A 20,872-nucleotide genomic window follows, 5' to 3' on the forward strand; every position below is an offset into this window, starting at 1 on the left:
CAGTCCCTTTCTTTTGGGTTCGCTGCAACGACAGCGAACCTTTGTTAAACCTTCCACCAACCAATTCTACTGACGCTACCTGCGAATTTGTTGAGCAACAAATTCGAATATGCGAACAGTTGATTGCATGGGACGGGCGTTAATTTAGTCATCATGCCGCATGGGTCTCGATGGGGCCGACGCGGCATGATGCCCAATGCCGCCTACACCCCCGCAATCCCGCACTGTCGGCAAAGAGCTTCCAGCTAGACGGCGCGCACAGACAGAAATCAAGCGCCGCCTGCGAAATGATGTGCAGACGGCGCTTGATTACGCGGCAATTATTCGGCCTTCATCCGGAAAAGTGTCGAAATCAGCCGTATAAAAGTACGAAAAAGTGTCAAATTCGGCACGCCTAAACTACGGAAAAGTGTCAAATTAGTCATCCGACAATCGCGGAAAAGTGTATCCTAATGCTAAAAACAGCACGTAATAAGGGGTGCGCTCATGCTACAAAGAAAAGCGAAAGCACAGTTTGAATCTTGGCTTGCCTCGTCGCCCAACAAAGCTCTTTTGGTCAAGGGTGCCCGGCAGGTGGGAAAGTCATATCTGGTCAACGCGTTTGCTAGCGAATCGTTTGAGCATGTCGTGACGTTCGACCTCATTGCCGACACTTCTGTGCGCGATTCATTTTTGGCGGCGAAAAGCGCGGATGACCTGCTTATGCGCATGTCCATCGCTGCGGCGCAGCCGATGGTTGCGAACAAGACCGTTGTAGTTATCGACGAGGTGCAACGATGCCCCAACGTGGTGACCTTTATCAAATACCTCGTGCAGCGCGGCGACTTTCGCTACATCCTTACCGGATCGCTCCTTGGCGTTGAGCTCGAGGGTATCGACTCGCTGCCGGTGGGGTATGTCGAACAGGTCCAGATGTACCCGCTCGACTTTGAGGAGTTCTGTTGGGCAAACGGCGTCGGTGCCAGCGCATTTGACATGCTCAGGGGTTGCCTAAAGAACGAGGATGAACTCCCTGACTATCTGTATGATCGTTTGCTCGACCTGTTCCATCAGTACGTGGTGGTGGGCGGCATGCCCGATGCGGTTAACTCCTTTTTGGCGACGCGCAACGTCGACGAGGTGCGAAAGATTCATCGCGATCTTCATGCTCTGTATCACGACGACATTGCAAAGTATGCACCGCCGGAGCTGCGCTTGGTTATTCGCGATATCTATGATCTGATTCCCAGCGAGGCCGGCTCCAAAAACAAGCGATTCAAACTGTCATCGATTAACGGTGTCAAACGTTTTTCGCAGGTGACAGATCATTTTCTCTGGCTATCGGAGGCGGGTGTCGCGCTTCCCGTGTATAACGTAACGGCGCCCGTGGCACCCCTTTTATTGGGGGAGCAACGAAATCTGTTCAAGCTGTTTTACTTGGACACCGGAATGCTCATGTCGTCCTACTCCAAAAAGGTTGCCCAGGGTGTTTTTGATGGGGAGGCAGGAGACGCTTTTGGCATGAACATGGGAGCGGCGTTTGAGGGCTTCGTTGCCCAAGAGCTCAAAGCCCATGGATTCAGATTGCGCTATTTTACGTCCAAAAAGGTCGGTGAGCTCGATTTTGTCGAGGAGACGCTCGATGGGGAGGTGCTCGCCATCGAGGTTAAGTCAGGCAAGAGCTTTAAGTCCCACGCGGCACTCGATAATGCGCTCGCAACGAAGGGCTACGGAATCGATCGCGCCCTGGTGCTTGCGGAATGTAATCTTCACCGCGATGGTGACGTGCTGTATCTGCCCATCTTTATGGCAGGGCTTTTGGAGCCGTAACGTGCCGCCGGCTCTTCCGGCCCTCCTTTAGCCTTCGCTACTCGTCCCCGTCGTTGGGGTCGCCCTTGAGGGTGTTGATGTCCAGGTATTGGTTGTCGTCCTCTTTTTGCTGCGTGGCCGATTCGGACGCGGTGGGGCCGCGGAATAGCTGGAATCCCTCAAACGCGATCACGCCGAGCAGAGCGATGATGATGGCGATAAAGACAACCTTTGCCGCTTGCGAAAACTCCGAAAAGCGCGGCGGTTCTTTTTCGGTGTAGTAATCGGTAGCGCGCTTATCGTCGGTGCCGTGGGTATACGACGATGCCGAGGCTGCCTTTGCGCTCGCTTGGTTGTAATCGGGAGCGGGCGTGGCAGCAAACGGGTCACGAGAATAGCCGCGCGACGCTTGGCCGTAATCCTCGGTTTCGATGCGGCTGGCGCGAGGCTGTTCGCTCGGGCGGTTGGCGTATGCTGCGGTGTTGTCGTATGCGGAGTCGCGTTCCTCGGCAGCCGCAAACAGGGGGTTTACCGGAATGTCGAGCGCCGGCATGCCGCCCGAGGTCTCGTCCAGATCTGCCGCCGCCCAGGAATCAAAGGCAAACTGGCGGTTGGAAAGATCATCCAGATCCATGACGGGCGGCTCGAGCTCGGGCTCGGGAGCCGTGTATGCCGACTGCTGCGGGGCAGCATGGCGAATCGTGCTGTTTGCCGTGGGGCGCTGTGCCGCTGCAGCGAGAAACGCCGCCGTCTCGGACGGATCGCTAGTGGGGTGGGGCGCAGGGGCGGCCTGGCGCGGTGCCTGCATAATGGGGCGGGTGGCAAAGTCGTCCGCGGGCACGGATGCCGGCGCGGGCGTGGCGGAACGTGCGGGCTTTGCACTTGTCGGGCGAGCTCCGCCGCCCATGAGTTCCTCGGCGGTCCAGGGGCGGTCGCTCATCACGTCGTCGAGGCTCAGCGCAAAAAGGCCCTCTTCACCCTCGTCAAACGCGTGTTTCGCATGCCTGGCGCCAGAAGCGGTGCCTCCGCGGCCGTTGCGTGATGCGTTGCTCGACCCCATCTTGTTCCATCCTTTCGAAATGCTCGCATTCATCGATTATATGGAACTTGCCTTGCGGCCGTCTCTCGGATTCGTGCATTCCAGAACTCGCGCCCAAAAGGGGAGGGGTGCAGACGCGCTGACTATTTGTCGCCGGCGGCAGCCTTTGCCTCGTTGAGGTAGCTATAGAAGCTGTACTTAGAGATGCCAAAGAACTCGCAGGCGCGTTCGCTCGACTTGGAGATGAGGAAGGCGCCGCGACGGTCGAGGTAGCCAATGGCGCGGATGCGCTCGTCTTTGGTCATGAGCGCCGCGGGCTTGCCCACAAACTGTTCGCACTCGCGCAGCAGGTCTTCGAGCAGGTCGCCGATGTTTTTGGTAATGGGCTCGGGCTCGGTGTAGCCCGTGCCGCCGATGCCGGTAAAGGCGTCGAGCGAGCGCTCAAATGCCTTCATGAGCGTAATGTCAAAGTTGATGCTCAAAATGCCGACGGGTTTGCCCTCATCGTTGCGGATAAAGATGGTCGAGGACTTGAGCAGCTTGCCATCGGTGGTTTTGGTGAGGTATGGCTCGCGGTCGTGCACGTCGGTGGTGCCCTCGTGCATGGACTCAAACACAATATGGCTGGGGCCGTCACCTAGTTTGCGCCCGCTGACGTGGCCGTTTTCGATCACTACGATGGAGTGGTCCACGTCCTCGGTCTCCAGATCGTGGACGACGATTTCGCAGTTGGGGCCAAACTGGAGCGCCAGACTGTGTGCAAGGCGCTTGTAGAACTCAATCTGTGCGGGGGTCATGGGTGCCTTCCTAAAAATTAGTTTGGGCTCACTTTGCCATAAACCCCACTTGTTCGCAAATAACGAAAGCGTCGCTGCGTTATGTAACCGTTCGGCGGCGAAAAGGTACCGATTACGGCAACAAACAATTTGTTAGGTTTACCAATCAAAAAGTGTGATAGAACAGTACTAACAAACTTTTTGTTTGGCATCCACATAAAAGTTCAGTCGCATGAATGGGAATGGGCTGAAACGCGTATGCGGGGGCCGGCAAGAGAGAACTTAAGGAGTTCACCGTATGGCCGATAAGATCCAGTGGGCGGGCAACACGATGCCCAAGAGCGATGACAAGCACTTGGGAATCATGAGCCTCGACCACGTGAAGAAGGCCCGCGCCTTCCACCAGTCGTTCCCCCAGTACACCGTCACTCCGCTTGCCCGCCTGGACGGCCAGGCCGCGCGCCTGGGCCTGTCCAACCTGTGCGTTAAGGACGAGAGCTATCGCTTTGGCCTCAACGCCTTTAAGGTTCTGGGCGGTTCGTTTGCCATGGCCAATTACATTGCCGACGAGACCGGCAAGGACGTTGCCGAGTGCACCTTCGATTACCTGACCTCCGATCAGCTTGCCAAGGACTTTGGCCAGGCTACCTTCTTTACCGCCACCGACGGCAACCATGGCCGCGGCGTGGCATGGGCTGCCAACAAGCTGGGCCAGAAGGCCGTCGTGCACATGCCCAAGGGTTCCACCAAGCCCCGCTTCGATAACATCGCCGCCGAGGGCGCCACGGTGACCATCGAAGAGGTCAACTACGACGAGTGCGTGCGCATGGCCGCCGCCGAGGCCGATGCCTGCGAGCGCGGCGTCATCGTTCAGGACACTGCCTGGGAGGGCTACGAGAAGATCCCGTCTTGGATCATGGAGGGCTACGGCACCATGGCTTCCGAGGCTGCCGAGCAGCTGCGCGAGATGGCCATCAACCGCCCGACGCACGTCTTTGTCCAGGCTGGCGTGGGCTCGCTCGCCGGCGCCGTGGTGGGCTACTTCACCAACCTGTATCCCGATAACCCGCCCACCTTCGTCGTGGTCGAGTGCGCGCCTGCCGCCTGCCTGTACAAGGGCGCTGCCGCCGGCGACGGCGATCCGCGCATCGTGGACGGCGACATGCCCTCCATCATGGCCGGCCTGTGCTGCGGCGAGCCCAACATCCTGGGTTGGGATATCCTGCGCAACCACACCACCGCCTTCGTGTCCTGCCCCGACTGGGTCACCGCTCGCGGCATGCGCACCCTGGGCGCTCCCGAGAAGGGCGACCCGCGCGTTATCTCCGGCGAGTCCGGCGCCGTGACCACCGGTCTGGTCGAGACCCTTATGCTCGATCCCGAGTACGCCGAGCTCAAGGAGCTCATCGGCCTGGACAAGACGAGCTCCGTGCTCTGCTTCTCCACGGAAGGCGACACGGACCCGGATCAGTACCGTCGCATCGTCTGGGAGGGCGAATACCCCACTTGCTAATACTGGGCGGAGTAAATAGGTATCGCTCCGCCACCTCACAGGTAGATTCCTTCGTTTGAAAGGTTATGAACAATGGCTAAAGAACTCGATTTCGACGCTATCAAGGCTGCTGCTGAGTCCCACCGTGCTGATATGACTCGCTTCCTGCGCGCCATGATCTCCCATCCCTCTGAGTCCTGCGAGGAGGGCGAGGTTGTCGCTTGCATCAAGGCCGAGATGGAGAGCCTTGGCTATGACGAGGTCAAGGTCGACGGCCTGGGCAACGTTATGGGCTTTATGGGCGAGGGCGACAAGATCATCGCCATCGACTCCCATATCGACACCGTCGGCATCGGCAACATCGAGAACTGGGATGCCGATCCCTATGAGGGCTACGAGACCGACGAGATCATCTACGGCCGCGGCGGCTCTGACCAGGAGGGCGGCATGGCTTCTGCTACCTATGCTGCCAAGATGATGAAGGACATGGGCCTCATCCCCGAGGGCTACAAGATCATGGTCGTCGGCACCGTCCAGGAAGAGGACTGCGACGGCATGTGCTGGCAGTACATCTACAACAAGGACGGCATTAAGCCCGAGTTCGTCATTTCCACCGAGCCCACCGACGGCGGCATCTATCGCGGTCACCGCGGCCGCATGGAGATCCGCGTCGACGTTCACGGCACCTCCTGCCACGGCTCCGCTCCCGACCGCGGCGACAACGCCATCTACAAGATGGCCGACATCATCGCCGACGTCCGCGCCCTCAACAACAACGGCTGTGACGAGTCGACCGACATCAAGGGCCTCGTCAAGATGCTCGACCCCAAGTACAACCCCGAGCACTTCGAGGACGCCCGCTTCCTGGGCCGCGGCACCTGCACCGTCAGCCAGATCTTCTACACCAGCCCCAGCCGCTGCGCTGTCGCTGACTCCTGCGCCATCTCCATCGACCGTCGCATGACCGCCGGTGAGACCTGGGAGTCCTGCCTGGACGAGATCCGTAACCTGCCGGCCGCCAAGAAGTACGGCGACGACGTGAAGGTCTCCATGTACATGTACGACCGTCCGTCCTGGACCGGCGAGGTCTACGAGACCGAGGCTTACTTCCCCACGTGGATCAACAAGGAGACCGCTCCGCACGTCAAGGCCCTCGTCGACGCCCACAAGGCCATGTTCGGTGACGAGCGCATCGGCTGCGAGCCCAGCATGGACAAGCGCACCGGTCGCCCGCTGTGCGACAAGTGGACCTTCTCCACGAACTGCGTTTCCATCCAGGGCCGCTATGGCATCCCCTGCGTCGGCTTCGGCCCGGGTGCCGAGTCTCAGGCTCACGCTCCCAACGAGGTCACCTACAAGGACGACCTGGTCACCGCTGCCGCCATGTATGTGGCTGCCCTGAACCTCTACGATCCGAGCCAGGCCGATGGCGACGCCACCGTGTTCCGCGCCGGTCTGACCAACAACAAGATCGATTAGTCCCATTCCTCGATCTTGTTGAGCCGGGGACAGCTCGTGTCCCCGGCACCCCCTGTTGACTTGGGGCCCGCGGTCGTTATCTCCCATGCTTCCTCAACGGTAGCGGGTCCTCGTCATAGTGCTCTGCATGTTCTAGCCACACGCGCATGCCGGAGCACATCTACTCATTGCAATCGTTTCATCTTTGGAAAGGATATTTACATGGACGCCAAGTTTACCGAGCTCGTCGAGCAGCTGAACGGCCTCGATTTTAAGGGCATGTACGGCAGCGACTTCCTGCACACCTGGGATAAGACCACCGATGAGCTCAAGGCGCTCTACATCGTCGCCGACGCCCTGCGCGAGCTGCGCGAGAACAACGTTTCGTCCAAGATCTTCGATTCGGGTCTGGCCGTCTCCCTGTTCCGTGACAACTCCACCCGTACGCGCTTCTCCTTCTCTAAGGCAGCCAACCTGCTCGGTCTTGAGCTGCAGGACCTGGACGAGAAGAAGTCCCAGATCGCTCACGGCGAGACCGTCCGCGAGACCGCTACCATGATCTCCTTCATGGCCGACGTCATCGGCATCCGCGACGACATGTACATCGGCAAGGGCGACGCCTACATGGCCGAGGTCTCCGAGTCTGTCCAGCAGGCCTACGAGGACGGCGTTCTGGATCACCGTCCCACGCTCATCTCCCTGCAGTCCGACTCCGATCACCCCACGCAGTCCTCTGCCGACATGCTCTACCTCATCAACGAGTTTGGCGGTCTTGAGAACCTCAAGGGCAAGAAGGTTGCTGTCACCTGGGCCTATTCGCCCTCTTACGGCAAGCCGCTGTCCTGCCCGCAGTCGCTGATCAGCCTGCTGCCCCGCTTTGGCATGGACGTCACCCTGGCTCACCCCGAGGGCTACGACCTCATGCCCGAGGTCGTCGAGCGCGCCAAGGGCTATGCCGCCGAGTCCGGCACCACCTTTAAGCAGGTCAACACCATGGCCGAGGCCTTCGAGGGCGCCGACATCGTGATCCCCAAGAGCTGGGCTCCGTTTGCCGCCATGGAGAAGCGCACCAACCTGTACGCCGAGGGCGACGATGCCGGCATCGCCGCGCTCGAGAAGGAGCTGCTCGCCCAGAACGCTACGCATCAGGACTGGTGCTCCACGACCGAGCTCATGGAGAAGACTGCCAACGGCCAGGACACCATCTTTATGCATCCGCTGCCCGCCGACATCTCCGGTGTCTCTTGCGAGCACGGCGAGGTCAACGCCGACGTCTTCGACATGCACCGCGTGGGCATGTACAAGGAGGCCAGCTACAAGCCGTACGCCATCGCAGCCATGATGTTCCTGCAGAAGGTTGCCGATCCCGCCGCTACCCTCAAGGCCCTCGACGAGCGCAACACCGCCCGTTGGTTCCAGGCCTAAAGCTGGGTTGAGGTAAGCCATGTAAAGGGGGCGCTCTGCCAACCGGCGGGGTGCCCCTTTTTGCATCGTGGGCGTGCGGGATAAGCGCTTTCGATGTAGATGCCCCGCGACGCGAGTTATGGGTACGATGGTTTCAGGGGAGGTATCGCCATGAAACTTGGTTGCGTCATTATGGCCTCGGGCGAGGGTAAGCGGTTTGGCTCTAACAAGATGCTTGCCGATATCTATGGCAAGCCGCTGATTGCCCGGACTATCGATTCGGTTCCCCGGGGCTTTGACGTTGTGGTTTCGACGCGTTGGCCCGAGGTCGCCCAGATTTGCGAGGACAAGCATTGCCCGTGCGTGCTGCACGATGGCGAGCTGCGCAGCGAAAGCGTCCGTGCGGGCCTTTCGTGGGGGGTGAGCCGCGGCTGGAAGGGTTGCCTCTTTTTGCCCGGCGACCAGCCGCTCGTGAGTTCGGATTCTTTTGAGGCTATGGTTCGTGCATTTGACGAGCGTGGCCGCAAGCATCCGGTGCGTCTTGCGTGCAACGGTGAGCCTTCGAGCCCGGTGCTCTTTCCGGCGGAACTGTTCGATGCACTTATGTGTCTTGAGGGTAAGGACGGCGGCGGTTCGATCCTCAAGGACCGTACCGACGTGGTGCTGGTCGAGGCGCGTGCCTACGAGCTGTGGGACGTCGATACCGTCAAGGGACAGCGACGCATAACGGAACATATCGCCGCCTGCTCGTATTTTGATCGCGTGGCCAACTGCATCAATCAATAAGGAGCAATTATGATCATCATCAAAAACGGCGCACTCGTGACGCCCCAGGGGCTTCGCCGCGCCGATCTTGCCATGGATGGCGATAAGATCGTGCGGATCGCCGCGGCGATTGAGCCGGCCGAGGGCGATACCGTCGAGGATGCCGCGGGCTGCTGGGTGTTTCCCGGCTTTATCGACGGCCACACGCACATGCAGTGCTGGACCGGCATGGATTGGACAGCCGATAGCTTTGAGACCGGTACGCGTGCGGCTGCCTGCGGCGGCACGACGACTATTGTGGACTACGCGACAGCCGATCGCGGCGTGACCATGCCCGATGCCCTTGCCGAGTGGCACCGGCGTGCCGATGGAACCTGCACGGCTAACTACGCTTTTCATATGGCACTCGCCGAGTGGAACGAGCGCAATCGCGCCGATCTTTCGGCCATTCGCGAGGCGGGCGTGTCGTCGTTTAAGACCTACTTTGCCTACGATCATCTGCGCCTGGACGATGCCGAGACGCTCGAGGTGCTCGAGGAGCTCAAGCGCCTGGGCGGTATCCTGTGCGTGCATTGCGAGAACGGTACGCTGGTGAATGAACTGCAGAAGCGCGTGTTTGAGCAGGGTATCCACGGGCCCGAGGGCCATGCGCTCAGCCGTCCGGACGTGTGCGAGGCCGAGGCAGTGAGCCGGCTGCTGTATCTGGCGCACTTGGCCGGGGATGCTCCGGTCAACGTGGTGCACCTTTCGACCAAGCTGGGGCTCGAGGCCATTCGCGCTGCCAAGGCGCGCGGGCAGAAGAATATTTATGTCGAGACCTGCCCTCAATATCTGATGCTCGACGACACCTGCTATCTGGAGCAGGGAGAGGACGGCTTCGCGGGTGCCAAGTATGTGATGAGTCCGCCGCTGCGCCATGCCGGCGACCGTGCGGCCCTGCGCGAGGCGCTTGTGGCCGGCGAGATCGATACCATCGCCACCGACCACTGCAGCTTTAATCTGCACGGGCAAAAGGACCGCGGGCGCGACGACTTCCGCGCGATTCCCAACGGCGGGCCCGGCGTGGAGCATCGTCCCGTCGCGATTGCCACGAGCTTTGAGGGACAGCTGGGCCCCGAGGACCTCTGCCGCCTGATGAGCGAGAACCCGGCGCGCGTGTTTGGCATGTACCCGCGCAAGGGCTGTCTTGCCGAGGGCTCCGATGCCGACGTGTGCGTGTGGGATCCCAAGGCGCGCTGGACGATCAGTGCCGCGACGCAGCATCAGGCTGTGGACTACACGCCGCTCGAGGGTTTTGAGGCACATGGCCGCGCCAAGGCCGTGTTTGTGAACGGCGTGCTGGCCGCGCGCGACGGCGAGCCCACCGGGGCCCAGCCCGGTCGCTACGTGCCCCGCTAGCAGGAAGATCACCGGATTTCCCTCCGCAGTTGCGGTGGAATAGTTCCTGTTTAGCCGCCAAATAGGCCGTTTCAGGAACTATTCCACCGCAACTTATAGGCCTGCTGGGGCAGCGCCAGCTACTTGAGGTTGGTGGCGACGACGGGGCGGCCGAGGGCTGCCTGGAAGCGGTCGGCTATCGTTGAGTCGGCAAGTGCGTCGACTTGGTTGAGCATGACGCGTGCGGTGCTGAGCTTCAGCGCCTGCATCTCGGCATTGAGCACCTGGACGACGCGCTCGGGCGTGGCGATGTCGGTGGGCTCGCAGCCGCAACGTTCGCAAAAGAGCTCGGGGCGGTGGACGGCTTCGTTGATGGGCTTGCCGAGCCCCGAGGCGCCGACGACCCAGACAACGTTTGCCGTGGCGGCGGGAATTACCGGCTCCCAGGCGGCGTGCGCCTTGAGCGGGAGCCGCTTGCTGCCGTCCGCCTCGGCCAGGACGTAGTCAAAGCGCTGCGCCAGCTGGTCGAGCGGCGCGGCGGGGGAGGAGAGCTTGCCCGTCTGGGGGTCCAAGACACCTGCTTGGCAGATCCTTCCCCGCACAAGCCCCGCGCAGGCCTCGCAGGTGCAGCCTGGGGCGTGTAAGGCACCTGGCTTCCAGGGCGCGGCGTCCAGACGACGGCTCGATCCGTCCCACGGCACGCCGGCGACGGGAAACATATGCGTGGTGGTGCAGAGGAGCACGCGGCCGCCAGAGCGCATGAGCTCAAGGCTCAGCGTCTTGAGCAAGGTCGACTTGCCGCCGCTGCCGATAATCGCGGTAATGCCCGGCTCGATCCTGAGCGCCGAGGCAAGATTACCGTTAACCGTTTCCATATGTTCACCGCCGTATAATACTGTGATAATAAATAATCATCAGAGCAGCGGTCGAACCGCTTTTGCTCTGCTCAAACCGTAGCACAGGGAGGTGTCCCGGGAATGCTCGTTTATGTTCGCGGCGCCGGCGATATCGCCACGGGCGTCGCTGCCCGTTTGGTGCGCTCCGGCGTGTCGGTCGTTATGGCCGATATCGCGGTTCCCACGTGCATCCGCCGCACAATTAGTTTTTGCGAGGCCATTCGCCTGGGCGAGGTCGAGGTCGAAGGCATTCGCGCTCGCTTGGCGCAGACGCCGGCTGAGGCGCTTGAGATTACCGAGGCCGGAGACGTCGCCGTTGTGGTGGACCCTCAGGCCAAGATGCTCGGCGAGCTGAAACCCGCGGCTGTGGTCGACGCGATTTTGGCCAAGCGCAACTTGGGCACCACGCGCGACATGGCGCCTGCCGTCATTGCCGTGGGGCCGGGCTTTACCGCGCCGGTCGATTGCGACGCCGTGGTCGAGACCATGCGCGGGCATTTTCTCGGCCGTGTCATTACCCAAGGTTCGCCCCAGCCCAACACGGGCGTGCCGGGTGTCATCGCCGGCTATGGCAAGGAACGTGTTATCCACAGCCCCGCTGCCGGTGTGTTTAGGTCCGACCATGCGATCGGCGATATCGTGAGCGCCGGAGACGTGATTGGCTACGCGGGCGATACGCCCATGTGCACGCAGATCGATGGCTGCTTGCGCGGCCTTTTGGCCGACGGCGTTCAGGTGACCGAGGGCTTTAAATGTGCCGACGTCGACCCGCGCGGCGATGCCAGCTATATCAACTATATTTCGGACAAGGCGACGTCGGTCGGCGGCGGCGTGCTCGAGGCGCTCGCCATGCTCACCGGTGTATTCCAGGGATAGGAAATTGCAATGGAAAAGCTCGATGTGGTGAATGCTGCGCTTGGCGCTCTGAAGGCTGGTAAGACGTGCGAGCTGGTGGTAGTTGCCGGCACGGCAGGGTCATCGCCGCGCGGCGTGGGCACCTGGATGGCCGTCTTTGCCGATGGCAGCCAAGCAGGTACCATCGGCGGCGGCAAGATCGAGCTCTTTGCGCTGAACGAGGCGCGCGAGCTGCTGGCCGCAGGGCAATCGCGTCTGGTCCGCTACACCATGGGCGGCGAGAACTCCGATACCGGCATGATCTGCGGCGGAGCCATCTGCCTGTGCTATCTGCACCTGGATGTATCGCAGGTGCCGTTGTTCCAGTCGGTTGCCGACGTCTTGGCGTATCGACGCATCGGCGACTTCGTCATCGACTTTGAACCGTTTATCGCAAACGCGCTCGAGGGCGATGTGGCCGAGTACCATGGCGGGGCATCGCGCCATACCATTGCGGGCTGCCCCGAGCTTTCGCTGGTGGAGGAGGGGAGTAAGGTCACCTACACCAACGCCGCCTCCGAGATTCCCCCGGCGCACATCGAGACGCTCTGCCCCGAGGGCCTGACCTACATCTTTGGCTGCGGACACGTGGGCGCCGCGACGGCGCGCGTGCTCACGGCGGCGGGCTTTGCCGTCGTGGCGTGCGATGACCGCCCCGGCACGCTGACGCCCGAATGGGTGCCCGGCGTCTACGATCGTCGCCTGGTCGATTACAAGAACCTGAGCGAGCTGTGTCCCATCGGTCCGCGCGACCTGGTGGTCGTCGCCACAGCAGGTCACAAGTCCGATATCGACGTGGTGATTCAGGCCATGCGCGCCAAACCCGCCTATCTGGGCTGCTTGGGCTCGCGCCGTAAGACGGCCTTTGTGCGCGCCCGCCTGGAGCAGGAGGGCTTTACGCAGGACCAGATCGACGGGCTGCACCTGCCGATCGGCGTTGCCATCGAGGCCGAGGATCCCGAGGAGATTGCCATCTCCATCGCTGCCGAGATGATCCACCTGCGCCGCACCAAGCTCGTCCCCCGCAAGCGCTAATCGCATCCCCATATATGAGTTGCGGTGAAATACGGACTGTTAAAGCCTGTTAAGCCGTCAAACGGTCCCTATTTCACCGCAACTGCTTTTTGGGACCCATTTGTGCGGGGGAGTTGTGGAGTTGTGCAGGCAGACGAGGTTTTTCTGGAAATACGCTCCCGATGCGCGTATAGTACCGATTGTTTTGTCGGCTCCTGCTGCGTCGAGTCCAAACCGCGAAATGCCATGAGCGGCGCGGATGCAGCCAGGAGGCACGAGGACAACCCATCGTGGCCACGCCCCGTGCTTAAAACCCCAAGAAGGAGTGAACAATGGCAGAAGAGAAGTATGTGCCGCGTCTGAAGACCAAGTACAACAACGAGGTCAAGCAGCAGCTTCAGGATAAGTTCCAGTACGAGAACGTCATGATGATCCCTAAGTTTGAGAAGATCGTCGTGAACATGGGTGTCGGCGAGGCCGCTACCGATTCCAAGGCCATCGACGGTGCCGTGCGCGACCTGCGCGCCATCACCGGCCAGCAGCCGATGATCACCCGTGCCCGCAAGTCCATCGCTACCTTCCGCCTGCGCGCTGGTATGCCGATCGGCTGCAAGGTTACCCTGCGTGGCGACCGTATGTGGGAGTTCTTCGATCGTTTGACCTCCGTCGCGATCCCCCGTATCCGCGACTTCCGCGGCATCTCCGCCAAGAGCTTCGACGGCCGTGGTAACTTCTCCATGGGCGTCACCGAGCAGCTCATCTTCCCCGAGATCGACTTCGACTCCGTCGATCACCAGCGTGGTATGGACATCACTTTCGTGACCACCGCCAACACCGATGAGGAGGCCAAGGCCCTTCTGGACGCCTTCGGTTTCCCGTTCAAGAAATAGGTTCACCTGCCCTATAAGCGCCGTTCCCACAAGGGGGCGGCGCTTGGGGCGAACAATACTCTATGTGAGGAGGATATAAGTGGCTAAGACATCGATGATCGTCAAGTGCAATCGCAAGCAGAAGTTCTCTACTCGTGAGTACACGCGCTGCCAGCGCTGCGGCCGTCCGCACTCTGTGTACCGCAAGTTCGGCCTGTGCCGTGTCTGCTTCCGCGAGCTTGCACTCAAGGGCGAGCTTCCCGGCGTTAAGAAGGCCAGCTGGTAAGTCACTACCAGCGTTTCAAGCATCAGTTTGGAACAGGGAAAACGCGCTAAAAAGGCTTTGCCGTTAAGGGCGGCGAAGAACCAAGAGCACGTGTTCATCAAGAACGAAGGAGAATCTGTATGAACCTTACAGACCCGATCGCAGATATGCTTACGCGCATCCGTAACGCTAACTCTGTGAACAAGGCCACGGTCTCCATGCCGAGCAGCAAGAAGCTCGTCGAGATCGCTCGTGTTCTGCACGAGGAGGGCTACATCGAGGGCTACGATGTCGAGGACACCGTTCCCCAGAAGACTCTGCACATCACGCTTAAGTATGGTCCCAAGAAGGCTAAGGTCATCAACGGCATTCGCCGCATTTCCAAGCCGGGCCTGCGTAAGTACACCGGCGTTGCCGACATGCCCCGCGTCCGCGGTGGCCTTGGTACCGCCATTATTTCCACCAGCCATGGCGTCATGACCGACCGCGATGCTCGCAAGCACAACGTCGGCGGCGAGATCATCGCTTACGTCTGGTAATTCGCTCGGTAGGTAGAAGGAAAGGAGATCACCGTGTCTCGTATCGGTAATAAGCCTGTCCAGATTCCCGCCGGAGTCGAAGTGGCAGTCAACGGCAACAACGTTGTCGTCAAGGGCCCCAAGGGCCAGCTCGAGCTCGATGTCTTTGAGAAGCTCGCTATCAACGTCGAGGACAACGTCCTCACCGTTTCCCGTCCCGACGACGAGCGTGAGACCCGTGCCCGCCACGGCCTCACCCGCGCCCTCATCCACAACATGGTTGTTGGCGTTTCCGAGGGCTTCGAGAAGAAGCTCGAGCTCGCCGGCGTCGGTTACCGCGTGCAGCAGAAGGGCAAGAACCTCGAGTTCTCCCTGGGCTTCTCGCACCCCGTGATCGTCGAGGCTCCCGAGGGTATCACCTTCGAGGTTCCCGACAACACCCACGTGAACGTCAAGGGTATCAACAAGCAGCAGGTCGGTCAGATCGCCGCTGAGATCCGCGGCCATCGTCCTCCCGAGCCTTACAAGGGCAAGGGTATCCACTACGTTGGCGAGCACATCCGCCGCAAGCTGGGTAAGGCCGCCAAGTAGTCGTAACCGACTCACTCGCATAAGACCAGCACCCCGTCAGGTGCTGGCAAGATCAACCTTTTTAGGAGTTTACGTATGAACAAGCATAAGGCGAAGCTGGAAGGCCTCAAGCGTCGTCAGCGTCGTGTTCGCGGCAAGGTCTCGGGTACCTCCGAGCGTCCGCGTCTTCGCGTGACCCGTACTAACGCCAACATCTATGCCCAGATCATCGACGACAGCAAGGGCTCCAGCCTGACGCTCGTCTCTGCCTCGACCCTCGAGGCCGAGTTCAAGGGCACCCACACCTCGAACAAGGAGGCTGCGGAGAAGGTCGGTCAGCTCGTTGGCAAGCGCGCCATCGAGGCCGGCATCACCAAGGTCGCCTTCGATCGCGGTGGCCGTATCTACCATGGCCGCGTCAAGGCCCTCGCCGACGGTGCTCGTGCCGCCGGTCTCGAGTTCTAGGAGGTATGTAGCACATGGCTCGTAATCAGAAGCAGCAGCGCGAGGCCTCCGAGTTCGAGGAGCGCGTCGTTTACATCAACCGCGTGTCGAAGACCGTCAAGGGTGGTCGTCGCATGAGCCTCGTCGCTCTCGTCGTCGTTGGCGACGGCAAGGGCAACGTCGGCGTTGGCATGGGCAAGTCCGCTGAGGTGCCCATGGCCATCTCCAAGGCGTCTCTCGATGCCAAGAAGAACATGTTCCACGTGCCGGTGACCGATCAGGGCACCATTCCGCACGAGGTTCTCGGTCACTTTGGTGCCGGCCGCATCATCATCAAGCCCGCTGTCGAGGGTACCGGCGTTATCGCCGGCGGCGCTGTGCGTCCCCTCTTCGAGCTTGCTGGCATCAAGAACGTCCTGTCCAAGTCCCTCGGTACCGACAACGGCCTCAACATCATCAAGGCTGCCGTCGAGGGCCTCAAGGAGCTCTCCAGCCCTGAGGACGTCGCGGCTCGCCGTGGCCTGACGGTCTCCGAGATGTTCGTCGGTAAGGAGAACTAAGCATGGCTGACACCATCAAGATCAAGCAGGTCCGCAGCACCAACGGTTGCAAGCAGGACCAGGTCCGTACTGTCCGTGCCCTCGGTCTCCACAGGATCCGCGAGGTTCGCGAGATTGCTGACAACGAGTCCGTCCGCGGCATGATCTTCAAGGTCAAGCACCTTGTCGAGATTGTAGAGGAGTAGCAAATGCAGCTTCACGATCTTACTCCCGCGCCCGGTTCCACCAAGAACCGCAAGCGCGTCGGCCGTGGCAATTCTTCGGGTCACGGCACCACTTCTGGCCGCGGTCAGAAGGGCCAGGGTTCCCGCTCTGGCGGCACCAAGGGTGCCGGCTTCGAGGGTGGCCAGACTCCGCTGGCTATGCGCCTGCCCAAGCTTCCGGGCTTCCGCAACCCCCGTCGTATCGAGTACACCGCTGTTAACGTTGAGCGTCTCGAGCGTAAGTTCGAGGATGGTGCTGTGATCGACGGTGCCGCTCTTAAGGCCGCTCGCATCACCAAGAGCGAGTTCGAGCCCGTCAAGGTGCTCGGCAATGGTGAGCTCACCAAGAAGTTCACGGTCAAGGTCGACAAGGTCAGCGCTTCTGCGCAGGCCAAGATCGAGGCCGCCGGCGGAAAGGTCGAGCTGCCGTGCTAAATGGTCTTAAGAATGCTTTCCGCATCAAAGAATTGCGCGAAAAGATTCTTTTTACCATAGCTATGCTCGTCGTGTACCGCATTGGTGCGCACGTTCCTGTGCCCGGCATTCCCTTCCAGGGGATGCTGGGCCTTTTCTCGACCGATAACAATTCGGTCGCCGCAGGTGCTATGGCCCTCCTGAATCTTTTCTCTGGCGGCGCGTTGAGCTATGTGTCGGTGTTTTCGCTGGGCATCATGCCTTACATCACCAGCTCGATCATCCTCCAGATGCTCCAGGCCGTCGTGCCTTCCCTGCATGAGCTTGCCCGCGAGGGCGAGGTCGGTCAGACCAAGATTACGCAGTATTCGCGTTACCTCACCCTGGCTCTGTCAATCCTCAACTCCGTGGGTTACCTCTTCCTCTTTAAGAGCTTCGGCATCAGCTTCAATGGCGCCGGCGCTCCCGAGATCATCTTCGATCTCATGATTGTCGGCACGCTCACCGCGGGCGCCATGCTGATCATGTGGATTGGTGAGCTCATCACCCAGCGCGGTATCGGCAATGGCATGTCGCTGATCATCTTTGCGAACATCATGGCCGGCCTGCCGCAGGCTATCTTCTCCAGCACCGAGGGCAATGCCGGTGGCATCATCACCATGGCGATCATCTGCGCCATCATCCTGCTGGTTATTCCGCTGATTGTTTTCCTTGAGCGCGGCCAGCGCCGCATCCCGGTCTCCTACGCCAAACGCGTCGTTGGCCGTCGCATGATGGGTGGCCAGACCACCTACCTGCCCATCAAGGTCAACACCGCGGGTGTCGTGCCGATCATCTTCGCTTCGGCGCTGCTGTACTTCCCGGCTCAGATTGCCGTGTTCTTCCCCGGCATCGGCTGGATTCAGGCAGTTGCCTCCGCGCTTTCGACCGGTTGGCTCAACTGGGTGCTTAACGTTGTCCTCATCGTGTTCTTCGCGTACTTCTACACCTCCATGGTGTTCAACCCCGATGACACGGCCGATAACCTTAAGAAGCAGGGCGGCTTTATTCCGGGCGTGCGTCCGGGTAGGGCTACCGCGGCCTACATCAAGAACGCGCTCAACAAGATTACGCTTCCCAGCGCTGTCTTTTTGGCGCTCATCGCCATCGTGCCTTCGATCATCTTCTCCTTCACGGGTAACCATCTGATCCAGGCATTTGGCGGCACGTCCATCCTCATCATGGTCGGCGTCGTGCTCGACACGGTCGATAAGCTCGAAGGCCAGATCAAGATGTATGATTACGATGGATTCTTTAAATAGGCTAGAGGAGGATTGCTCATGAACCTCGTATTGCTCGGAGCTCCCGGTGCCGGTAAGGGCACCGTCGCACAGGAGCTCGTCGCCGAGTTTGGCGTCGCTCACATTTCCACGGGCGACCTGCTGCGTGCTGCCGTCAAGGGTGGCACCGAGCTTGGTATTCAGGCTAAGAAGTACATGGACGCTGGCGAGCTCGTCCCCGACCAGCTCGTGATCGACCTTGTCAAGGAGCGCCTTGCCGCCGATGACGCCCAGCAGGGCTTCATCCTCGACGGCTTCCCGCGCAACACCGCCCAGGCTGTGACGCTCGATTCCGAGCTCTCCGCCATGGGTCGCGAGATCGACTGCGCCCTTCTGGTCGACGTGGCCCCCGAGGTCATCATCGATCGTCTGTCTTCGCGTCGCACCTGCCGCGCCTGCGGTTACACCGGCACGGCTGCCGATGCTACCTGCCCCAAGTGCGCAGGCGAGATGTATCAGCGCGACGACGACAAGCCCGAGACCATCAAGAACCGTCTCGACGTCTACGAGAAGTCCACGAGCCCGCTCGTCGACTACTATCGTGGCCAGGGTCTGCTCAAGTCGGTCAACGGTGACCAGGCTCGCGAGACCGTGTACGGGGATGTCAAAGAGGCTCTCGGTCTATGATCAAGATTAAGTCTGCAACGCAAATCGAGCAGATGAAGAAGGCAGGAGCGCTATCTAAGATGGCGCTCCGCCACGTTGGAGCCATGGTGCGCCCCGGCGTTTCGACCTTTGAGCTCGATCAGCTCGCGGAGCAGATTATCCGCATGCATGGCGGCACCCCTGCCTTTAAGGGTTACGGCGGGTTCCCGGGGACCATTTGCGCATCGATCAACGATGCCGTGGTCCACGGTATTCCCAACCCCGACATGATCCTGCGCGATGGCGATATCATCTCCATCGATACGGGAGCCGTTGTCGACGGTTGGGTCGGCGATAACGCATGGACGTTTTTCGTCGGCACCCCCACGCCCGAAGCCAAGGCCCTGTGCGAGGTCACGCGCGATTGCCTTAAGGCTGCCATCGAGCAGGCTGTTCCCGGTAACCATATCGGGGACGTCGGTTATGCCGTTCAGTCCCTCGCCGAGTCTCACGGTTACGGCGTGCTTCGTGATTATGTGGGTCATGGCATTGGCCGCGTGATGCACGAGGACCCCAACGTTCCTAACTATGGAAAGAAGGGGAGGGGCGTTCGCCTCCAGGCCGGCATGGTCATTGCCATCGAGCCGATGGTTACGATGGGTTCCAACCATGTGAGCACGGGCTCCGACGGTTGGATTGTTACGACCAACGACCACCTGCCCGCCGCGCACTACGAGAACACCGTCGCCATTACCAATGACGGTCCGGTGATCCTCACCACCGACGCGCAAGGTGCTTGGTGTTCGCTCCAAGGCGGAGAAATGTAACAAGTTCCGCTTAGTTGTGGAGCCATTACGAAGTTATTACGATGCGTGCATACGTGTTGTAGAATACTCAATCGCTGTCGTTTTCTAGAGAAAGATGATTGCTTGTGAAGAAGGAAGACGCAATTGAGCTCGAGGGTACGGTAAAGGAACCGTTGCCCAATGCCATGTTTAAGGTTGAGCTCGAGAACGGTCATTCGGTTCTGTGCAACATTTCTGGCAAGATCCGAATGAATTACATCCGTATTCTCCCCGGTGACAGGGTTGTCGTGGAGCTTTCCCCGTACGACCTGACCCGCGGCCGCATCACCTATCGCTACAAATAGCGGCACGCATACACGCACTCCATTTCCGGCTGCAGGCTTAGCTCAACCTACGGTCGGATTGTGTGTGAAGACCAGCCATAGTTTTAAACGCCTGCGGCTGGGCGAGTAGATAGTAGGGAAGTAGTTTGAGCGCTACCGAAAGGAAGAACGATGAAGGTACGTCCTTCGGTCAAGAAGATGTGCGATAAGTGCAAAATCATTAGGCGCCATGGCAAGGTCCTCGTCATTTGCGAGAACCCCCGTCATAAGCAGCGTCAGGGTTAAGAGAGGAGACTACGTTGGCCCGTATTAATGGTGTCGACCTCCCGCGTGAGAAGCGCGTTGAGATCGGTCTGACCTACATTTACGGCATCGGCCGCACCACTGCGACGAAGATCTGCGTCGAGTGCAACGTTAACGTGGATACGCGCGTTAAGGACCTCACCGAGGATGAGGTTAACGCCATCCGCGATTATATCGATAAGAACCAGATCATGGTTGAGGGCGACCTCCGCCGTGAGCGCAACCAGAACGTCAAGCGCCTTATGGACATCGGCTGCAACCGCGGCCTTCGTCACCGCAAGGGCCTCCCGGTCCGCGGCCAGCGCACCCACACTAACGCTCGTACCCGCAAGGGCCCGAAGCGTCAGATCGGTGCTAAGAAGAAGAAATAAGGAGCGCTAGATAGATGGCTACTGCTAAGAAGAACGTACGCGCTGCCCGTCTGAAGCGCGCGGACCGTAAGAACATTTCCGTGGGCCAGGCTCACATTCGTTCTACGTTCAACAACACGATCGTTTCGATCACCGATCCCCAGGGCAACGTCATTTCCTGGAAGTCGGCTGGACAGGTGGGCTTCAAGGGCTCCCGTAAGTCCACGCCGTTCGCTGCCCAGATGGCTGCCGAGGCTGCTGCCAAGCAGGCCATGGAGCACGGTATGAAGAAGGTTTCTGTCTTCGTCAAGGGCCCCGGCTCCGGTCGTGAGACCGCCATCCGCTCCCTCCAGGCTGCTGGCCTCGAGGTCTCGAGCATCCAGGACAAGACCCCCATTCCGCACAACGGCTGCCGCCCCAAGAAGCGTCGCCGCGTGTAA

At 60.2% G+C, this 20,872-nt stretch carries 26 protein-coding genes; 23 read left to right on the forward strand and 3 right to left on the reverse strand.

The window, feature by feature from the left end; translation table 11 throughout:
- Positions 1-486 precede the first annotated feature (486 nt).
- Positions 487-1,809 (forward strand): ATP-binding protein, encoded by a 1,323-nt coding sequence (locus AB5Z14_RS01215; RefSeq protein ID WP_368129964.1) that lies wholly within the window; start codon positions 487-489, stop codon positions 1,807-1,809.
- Between the two features lie 37 nt (positions 1,810-1,846).
- Here the strand turns inward: AB5Z14_RS01215 and AB5Z14_RS01220 are convergent, their stop codons facing one another.
- Positions 1,847-2,848: a hypothetical protein gene (locus tag AB5Z14_RS01220; protein WP_368129965.1), complete on the reverse strand. Its 1,002-nt coding sequence runs from the start codon at positions 2,846-2,848 to the stop codon at positions 1,847-1,849.
- A 122-nt stretch (positions 2,849-2,970) separates the two neighbouring features.
- A complete protein-coding gene (locus tag AB5Z14_RS01225) occupies positions 2,971-3,624 on the reverse strand; it encodes a helix-turn-helix transcriptional regulator (protein ID WP_368129966.1) in 654 nt (217 codons plus the stop codon).
- Between the two features lie 277 nt (positions 3,625-3,901).
- Between AB5Z14_RS01225 and dpaL the strand changes: the two genes are divergently transcribed.
- From dpaL to hydA, 5 genes are all read left to right on the forward strand, one after another.
- Positions 3,902-5,116, forward strand: coding sequence for a diaminopropionate ammonia-lyase (dpaL, locus tag AB5Z14_RS01230; RefSeq protein WP_055252227.1), 1,215 nt, complete (start codon positions 3,902-3,904; stop codon positions 5,114-5,116).
- A 72-nt stretch (positions 5,117-5,188) separates the two neighbouring features.
- Complete coding sequence (locus AB5Z14_RS01235) at positions 5,189-6,574, forward strand: YgeY family selenium metabolism-linked hydrolase (protein ID WP_055252228.1); 1,386 nt, start codon at positions 5,189-5,191, stop codon at positions 6,572-6,574.
- A 201-nt stretch (positions 6,575-6,775) separates the two neighbouring features.
- The gene (ygeW, locus tag AB5Z14_RS01240; protein WP_055252229.1) at positions 6,776-7,978 is read left to right on the forward strand and encodes a knotted carbamoyltransferase YgeW; all 1,203 of its coding nucleotides are present in this window, start codon (positions 6,776-6,778) and stop codon (positions 7,976-7,978) included.
- 150 nt (positions 7,979-8,128) lie between these two features.
- Positions 8,129-8,743 (forward strand): nucleotidyltransferase family protein, encoded by a 615-nt coding sequence (locus AB5Z14_RS01245; RefSeq protein WP_368129967.1) that lies wholly within the window; start codon positions 8,129-8,131, stop codon positions 8,741-8,743.
- Between the two features lie 9 nt (positions 8,744-8,752).
- A complete protein-coding gene (gene hydA / locus AB5Z14_RS01250) occupies positions 8,753-10,120 on the forward strand; it encodes a dihydropyrimidinase (RefSeq protein WP_368129968.1) in 1,368 nt (455 codons plus the stop codon).
- A gap of 119 nt (positions 10,121-10,239) precedes the next feature.
- Here the strand turns inward: hydA and yqeC are convergent, their stop codons facing one another.
- Positions 10,240-10,974, reverse strand: a complete 735-nt coding sequence (gene yqeC, locus AB5Z14_RS01255; RefSeq protein WP_368129969.1) for a selenium cofactor biosynthesis protein YqeC — start codon at positions 10,972-10,974, stop codon at positions 10,240-10,242.
- A gap of 102 nt (positions 10,975-11,076) precedes the next feature.
- Between yqeC and yqeB the strand changes: the two genes are divergently transcribed.
- The 17 genes from yqeB to rpsK all read left to right on the forward strand — a co-directional run bounded on the left by yqeB (position 11,077) and on the right by rpsK (position 20,872).
- On the forward strand, positions 11,077-11,871 hold the full coding sequence (yqeB, locus tag AB5Z14_RS01260) for a selenium-dependent molybdenum cofactor biosynthesis protein YqeB (protein WP_117583042.1): 795 nt from the start codon (positions 11,077-11,079) through the stop codon (positions 11,869-11,871).
- Positions 11,872-11,880: 9 nt separating this feature from the next.
- A complete protein-coding gene (locus AB5Z14_RS01265) occupies positions 11,881-12,924 on the forward strand; it encodes an XdhC family protein (RefSeq protein ID WP_368129970.1) in 1,044 nt (347 codons plus the stop codon).
- A gap of 311 nt (positions 12,925-13,235) precedes the next feature.
- A complete protein-coding gene (rplE, locus tag AB5Z14_RS01270) occupies positions 13,236-13,793 on the forward strand; it encodes a 50S ribosomal protein L5 (protein ID WP_006235260.1) in 558 nt (185 codons plus the stop codon).
- 79 nt (positions 13,794-13,872) lie between these two features.
- A complete protein-coding gene (locus tag AB5Z14_RS01275; RefSeq protein WP_022094280.1) occupies positions 13,873-14,058 on the forward strand; it encodes a type Z 30S ribosomal protein S14 in 186 nt (61 codons plus the stop codon).
- 119 nt (positions 14,059-14,177) lie between these two features.
- Positions 14,178-14,576, forward strand: a complete 399-nt coding sequence (rpsH, locus tag AB5Z14_RS01280; protein ID WP_006235262.1) for a 30S ribosomal protein S8 — start codon at positions 14,178-14,180, stop codon at positions 14,574-14,576.
- Between the two features lie 33 nt (positions 14,577-14,609).
- Complete coding sequence (gene rplF / locus AB5Z14_RS01285) at positions 14,610-15,146, forward strand: 50S ribosomal protein L6 (RefSeq protein ID WP_006235263.1); 537 nt, start codon at positions 14,610-14,612, stop codon at positions 15,144-15,146.
- A gap of 75 nt (positions 15,147-15,221) precedes the next feature.
- Positions 15,222-15,590 carry a 50S ribosomal protein L18 gene (gene rplR / locus AB5Z14_RS01290; protein WP_006235264.1) on the forward strand — a complete coding sequence of 123 codons (369 nt, stop codon included), beginning with the start codon at positions 15,222-15,224 and terminating at the stop codon, positions 15,588-15,590.
- 14 nt (positions 15,591-15,604) lie between these two features.
- Positions 15,605-16,129 (forward strand): 30S ribosomal protein S5, encoded by a 525-nt coding sequence (rpsE, locus tag AB5Z14_RS01295; RefSeq protein WP_022094279.1) that lies wholly within the window; start codon positions 15,605-15,607, stop codon positions 16,127-16,129.
- A gap of 2 nt (positions 16,130-16,131) precedes the next feature.
- Positions 16,132-16,314: a 50S ribosomal protein L30 gene (rpmD, locus tag AB5Z14_RS01300; protein WP_006235266.1), complete on the forward strand. Its 183-nt coding sequence runs from the start codon at positions 16,132-16,134 to the stop codon at positions 16,312-16,314.
- 3 nt (positions 16,315-16,317) lie between these two features.
- Positions 16,318-16,767: a 50S ribosomal protein L15 gene (gene rplO / locus AB5Z14_RS01305; RefSeq protein WP_006235267.1), complete on the forward strand. Its 450-nt coding sequence runs from the start codon at positions 16,318-16,320 to the stop codon at positions 16,765-16,767.
- The gene (secY, locus tag AB5Z14_RS01310) at positions 16,761-18,047 is read left to right on the forward strand and encodes a preprotein translocase subunit SecY (RefSeq protein WP_368129971.1); all 1,287 of its coding nucleotides are present in this window, start codon (positions 16,761-16,763) and stop codon (positions 18,045-18,047) included. Before rplO ends, secY begins: the two co-directional genes overlap by 7 nt.
- Positions 18,048-18,065: 18 nt before the next feature.
- The gene (locus AB5Z14_RS01315; RefSeq protein ID WP_055252238.1) at positions 18,066-18,692 is read left to right on the forward strand and encodes an adenylate kinase; all 627 of its coding nucleotides are present in this window, start codon (positions 18,066-18,068) and stop codon (positions 18,690-18,692) included.
- Positions 18,689-19,477: a type I methionyl aminopeptidase gene (gene map, locus AB5Z14_RS01320; RefSeq protein ID WP_006235270.1), complete on the forward strand. Its 789-nt coding sequence runs from the start codon at positions 18,689-18,691 to the stop codon at positions 19,475-19,477. Before AB5Z14_RS01315 ends, map begins: the two co-directional genes overlap by 4 nt.
- Before the next feature lie 104 nt (positions 19,478-19,581).
- A complete protein-coding gene (gene infA / locus AB5Z14_RS01325; RefSeq protein ID WP_035137443.1) occupies positions 19,582-19,800 on the forward strand; it encodes a translation initiation factor IF-1 in 219 nt (72 codons plus the stop codon).
- A gap of 150 nt (positions 19,801-19,950) precedes the next feature.
- Positions 19,951-20,064 carry a 50S ribosomal protein L36 gene (gene rpmJ, locus AB5Z14_RS01330; protein ID WP_006363204.1) on the forward strand — a complete coding sequence of 38 codons (114 nt, stop codon included), beginning with the start codon at positions 19,951-19,953 and terminating at the stop codon, positions 20,062-20,064.
- A 14-nt stretch (positions 20,065-20,078) separates the two neighbouring features.
- Positions 20,079-20,453 carry a 30S ribosomal protein S13 gene (rpsM, locus tag AB5Z14_RS01335; RefSeq protein WP_022094275.1) on the forward strand — a complete coding sequence of 125 codons (375 nt, stop codon included), beginning with the start codon at positions 20,079-20,081 and terminating at the stop codon, positions 20,451-20,453.
- Between the two features lie 14 nt (positions 20,454-20,467).
- Positions 20,468-20,872, forward strand: a complete 405-nt coding sequence (rpsK, locus tag AB5Z14_RS01340) for a 30S ribosomal protein S11 (RefSeq protein ID WP_006235274.1) — start codon at positions 20,468-20,470, stop codon at positions 20,870-20,872.

Origin of the sequence: Collinsella aerofaciens, assembly GCF_040910265.1 — a bacterium.
In the GTDB taxonomy this organism is placed as follows: Bacteria; Actinomycetota; Coriobacteriia; order Coriobacteriales; family Coriobacteriaceae; genus Collinsella; species Collinsella aerofaciens_BK.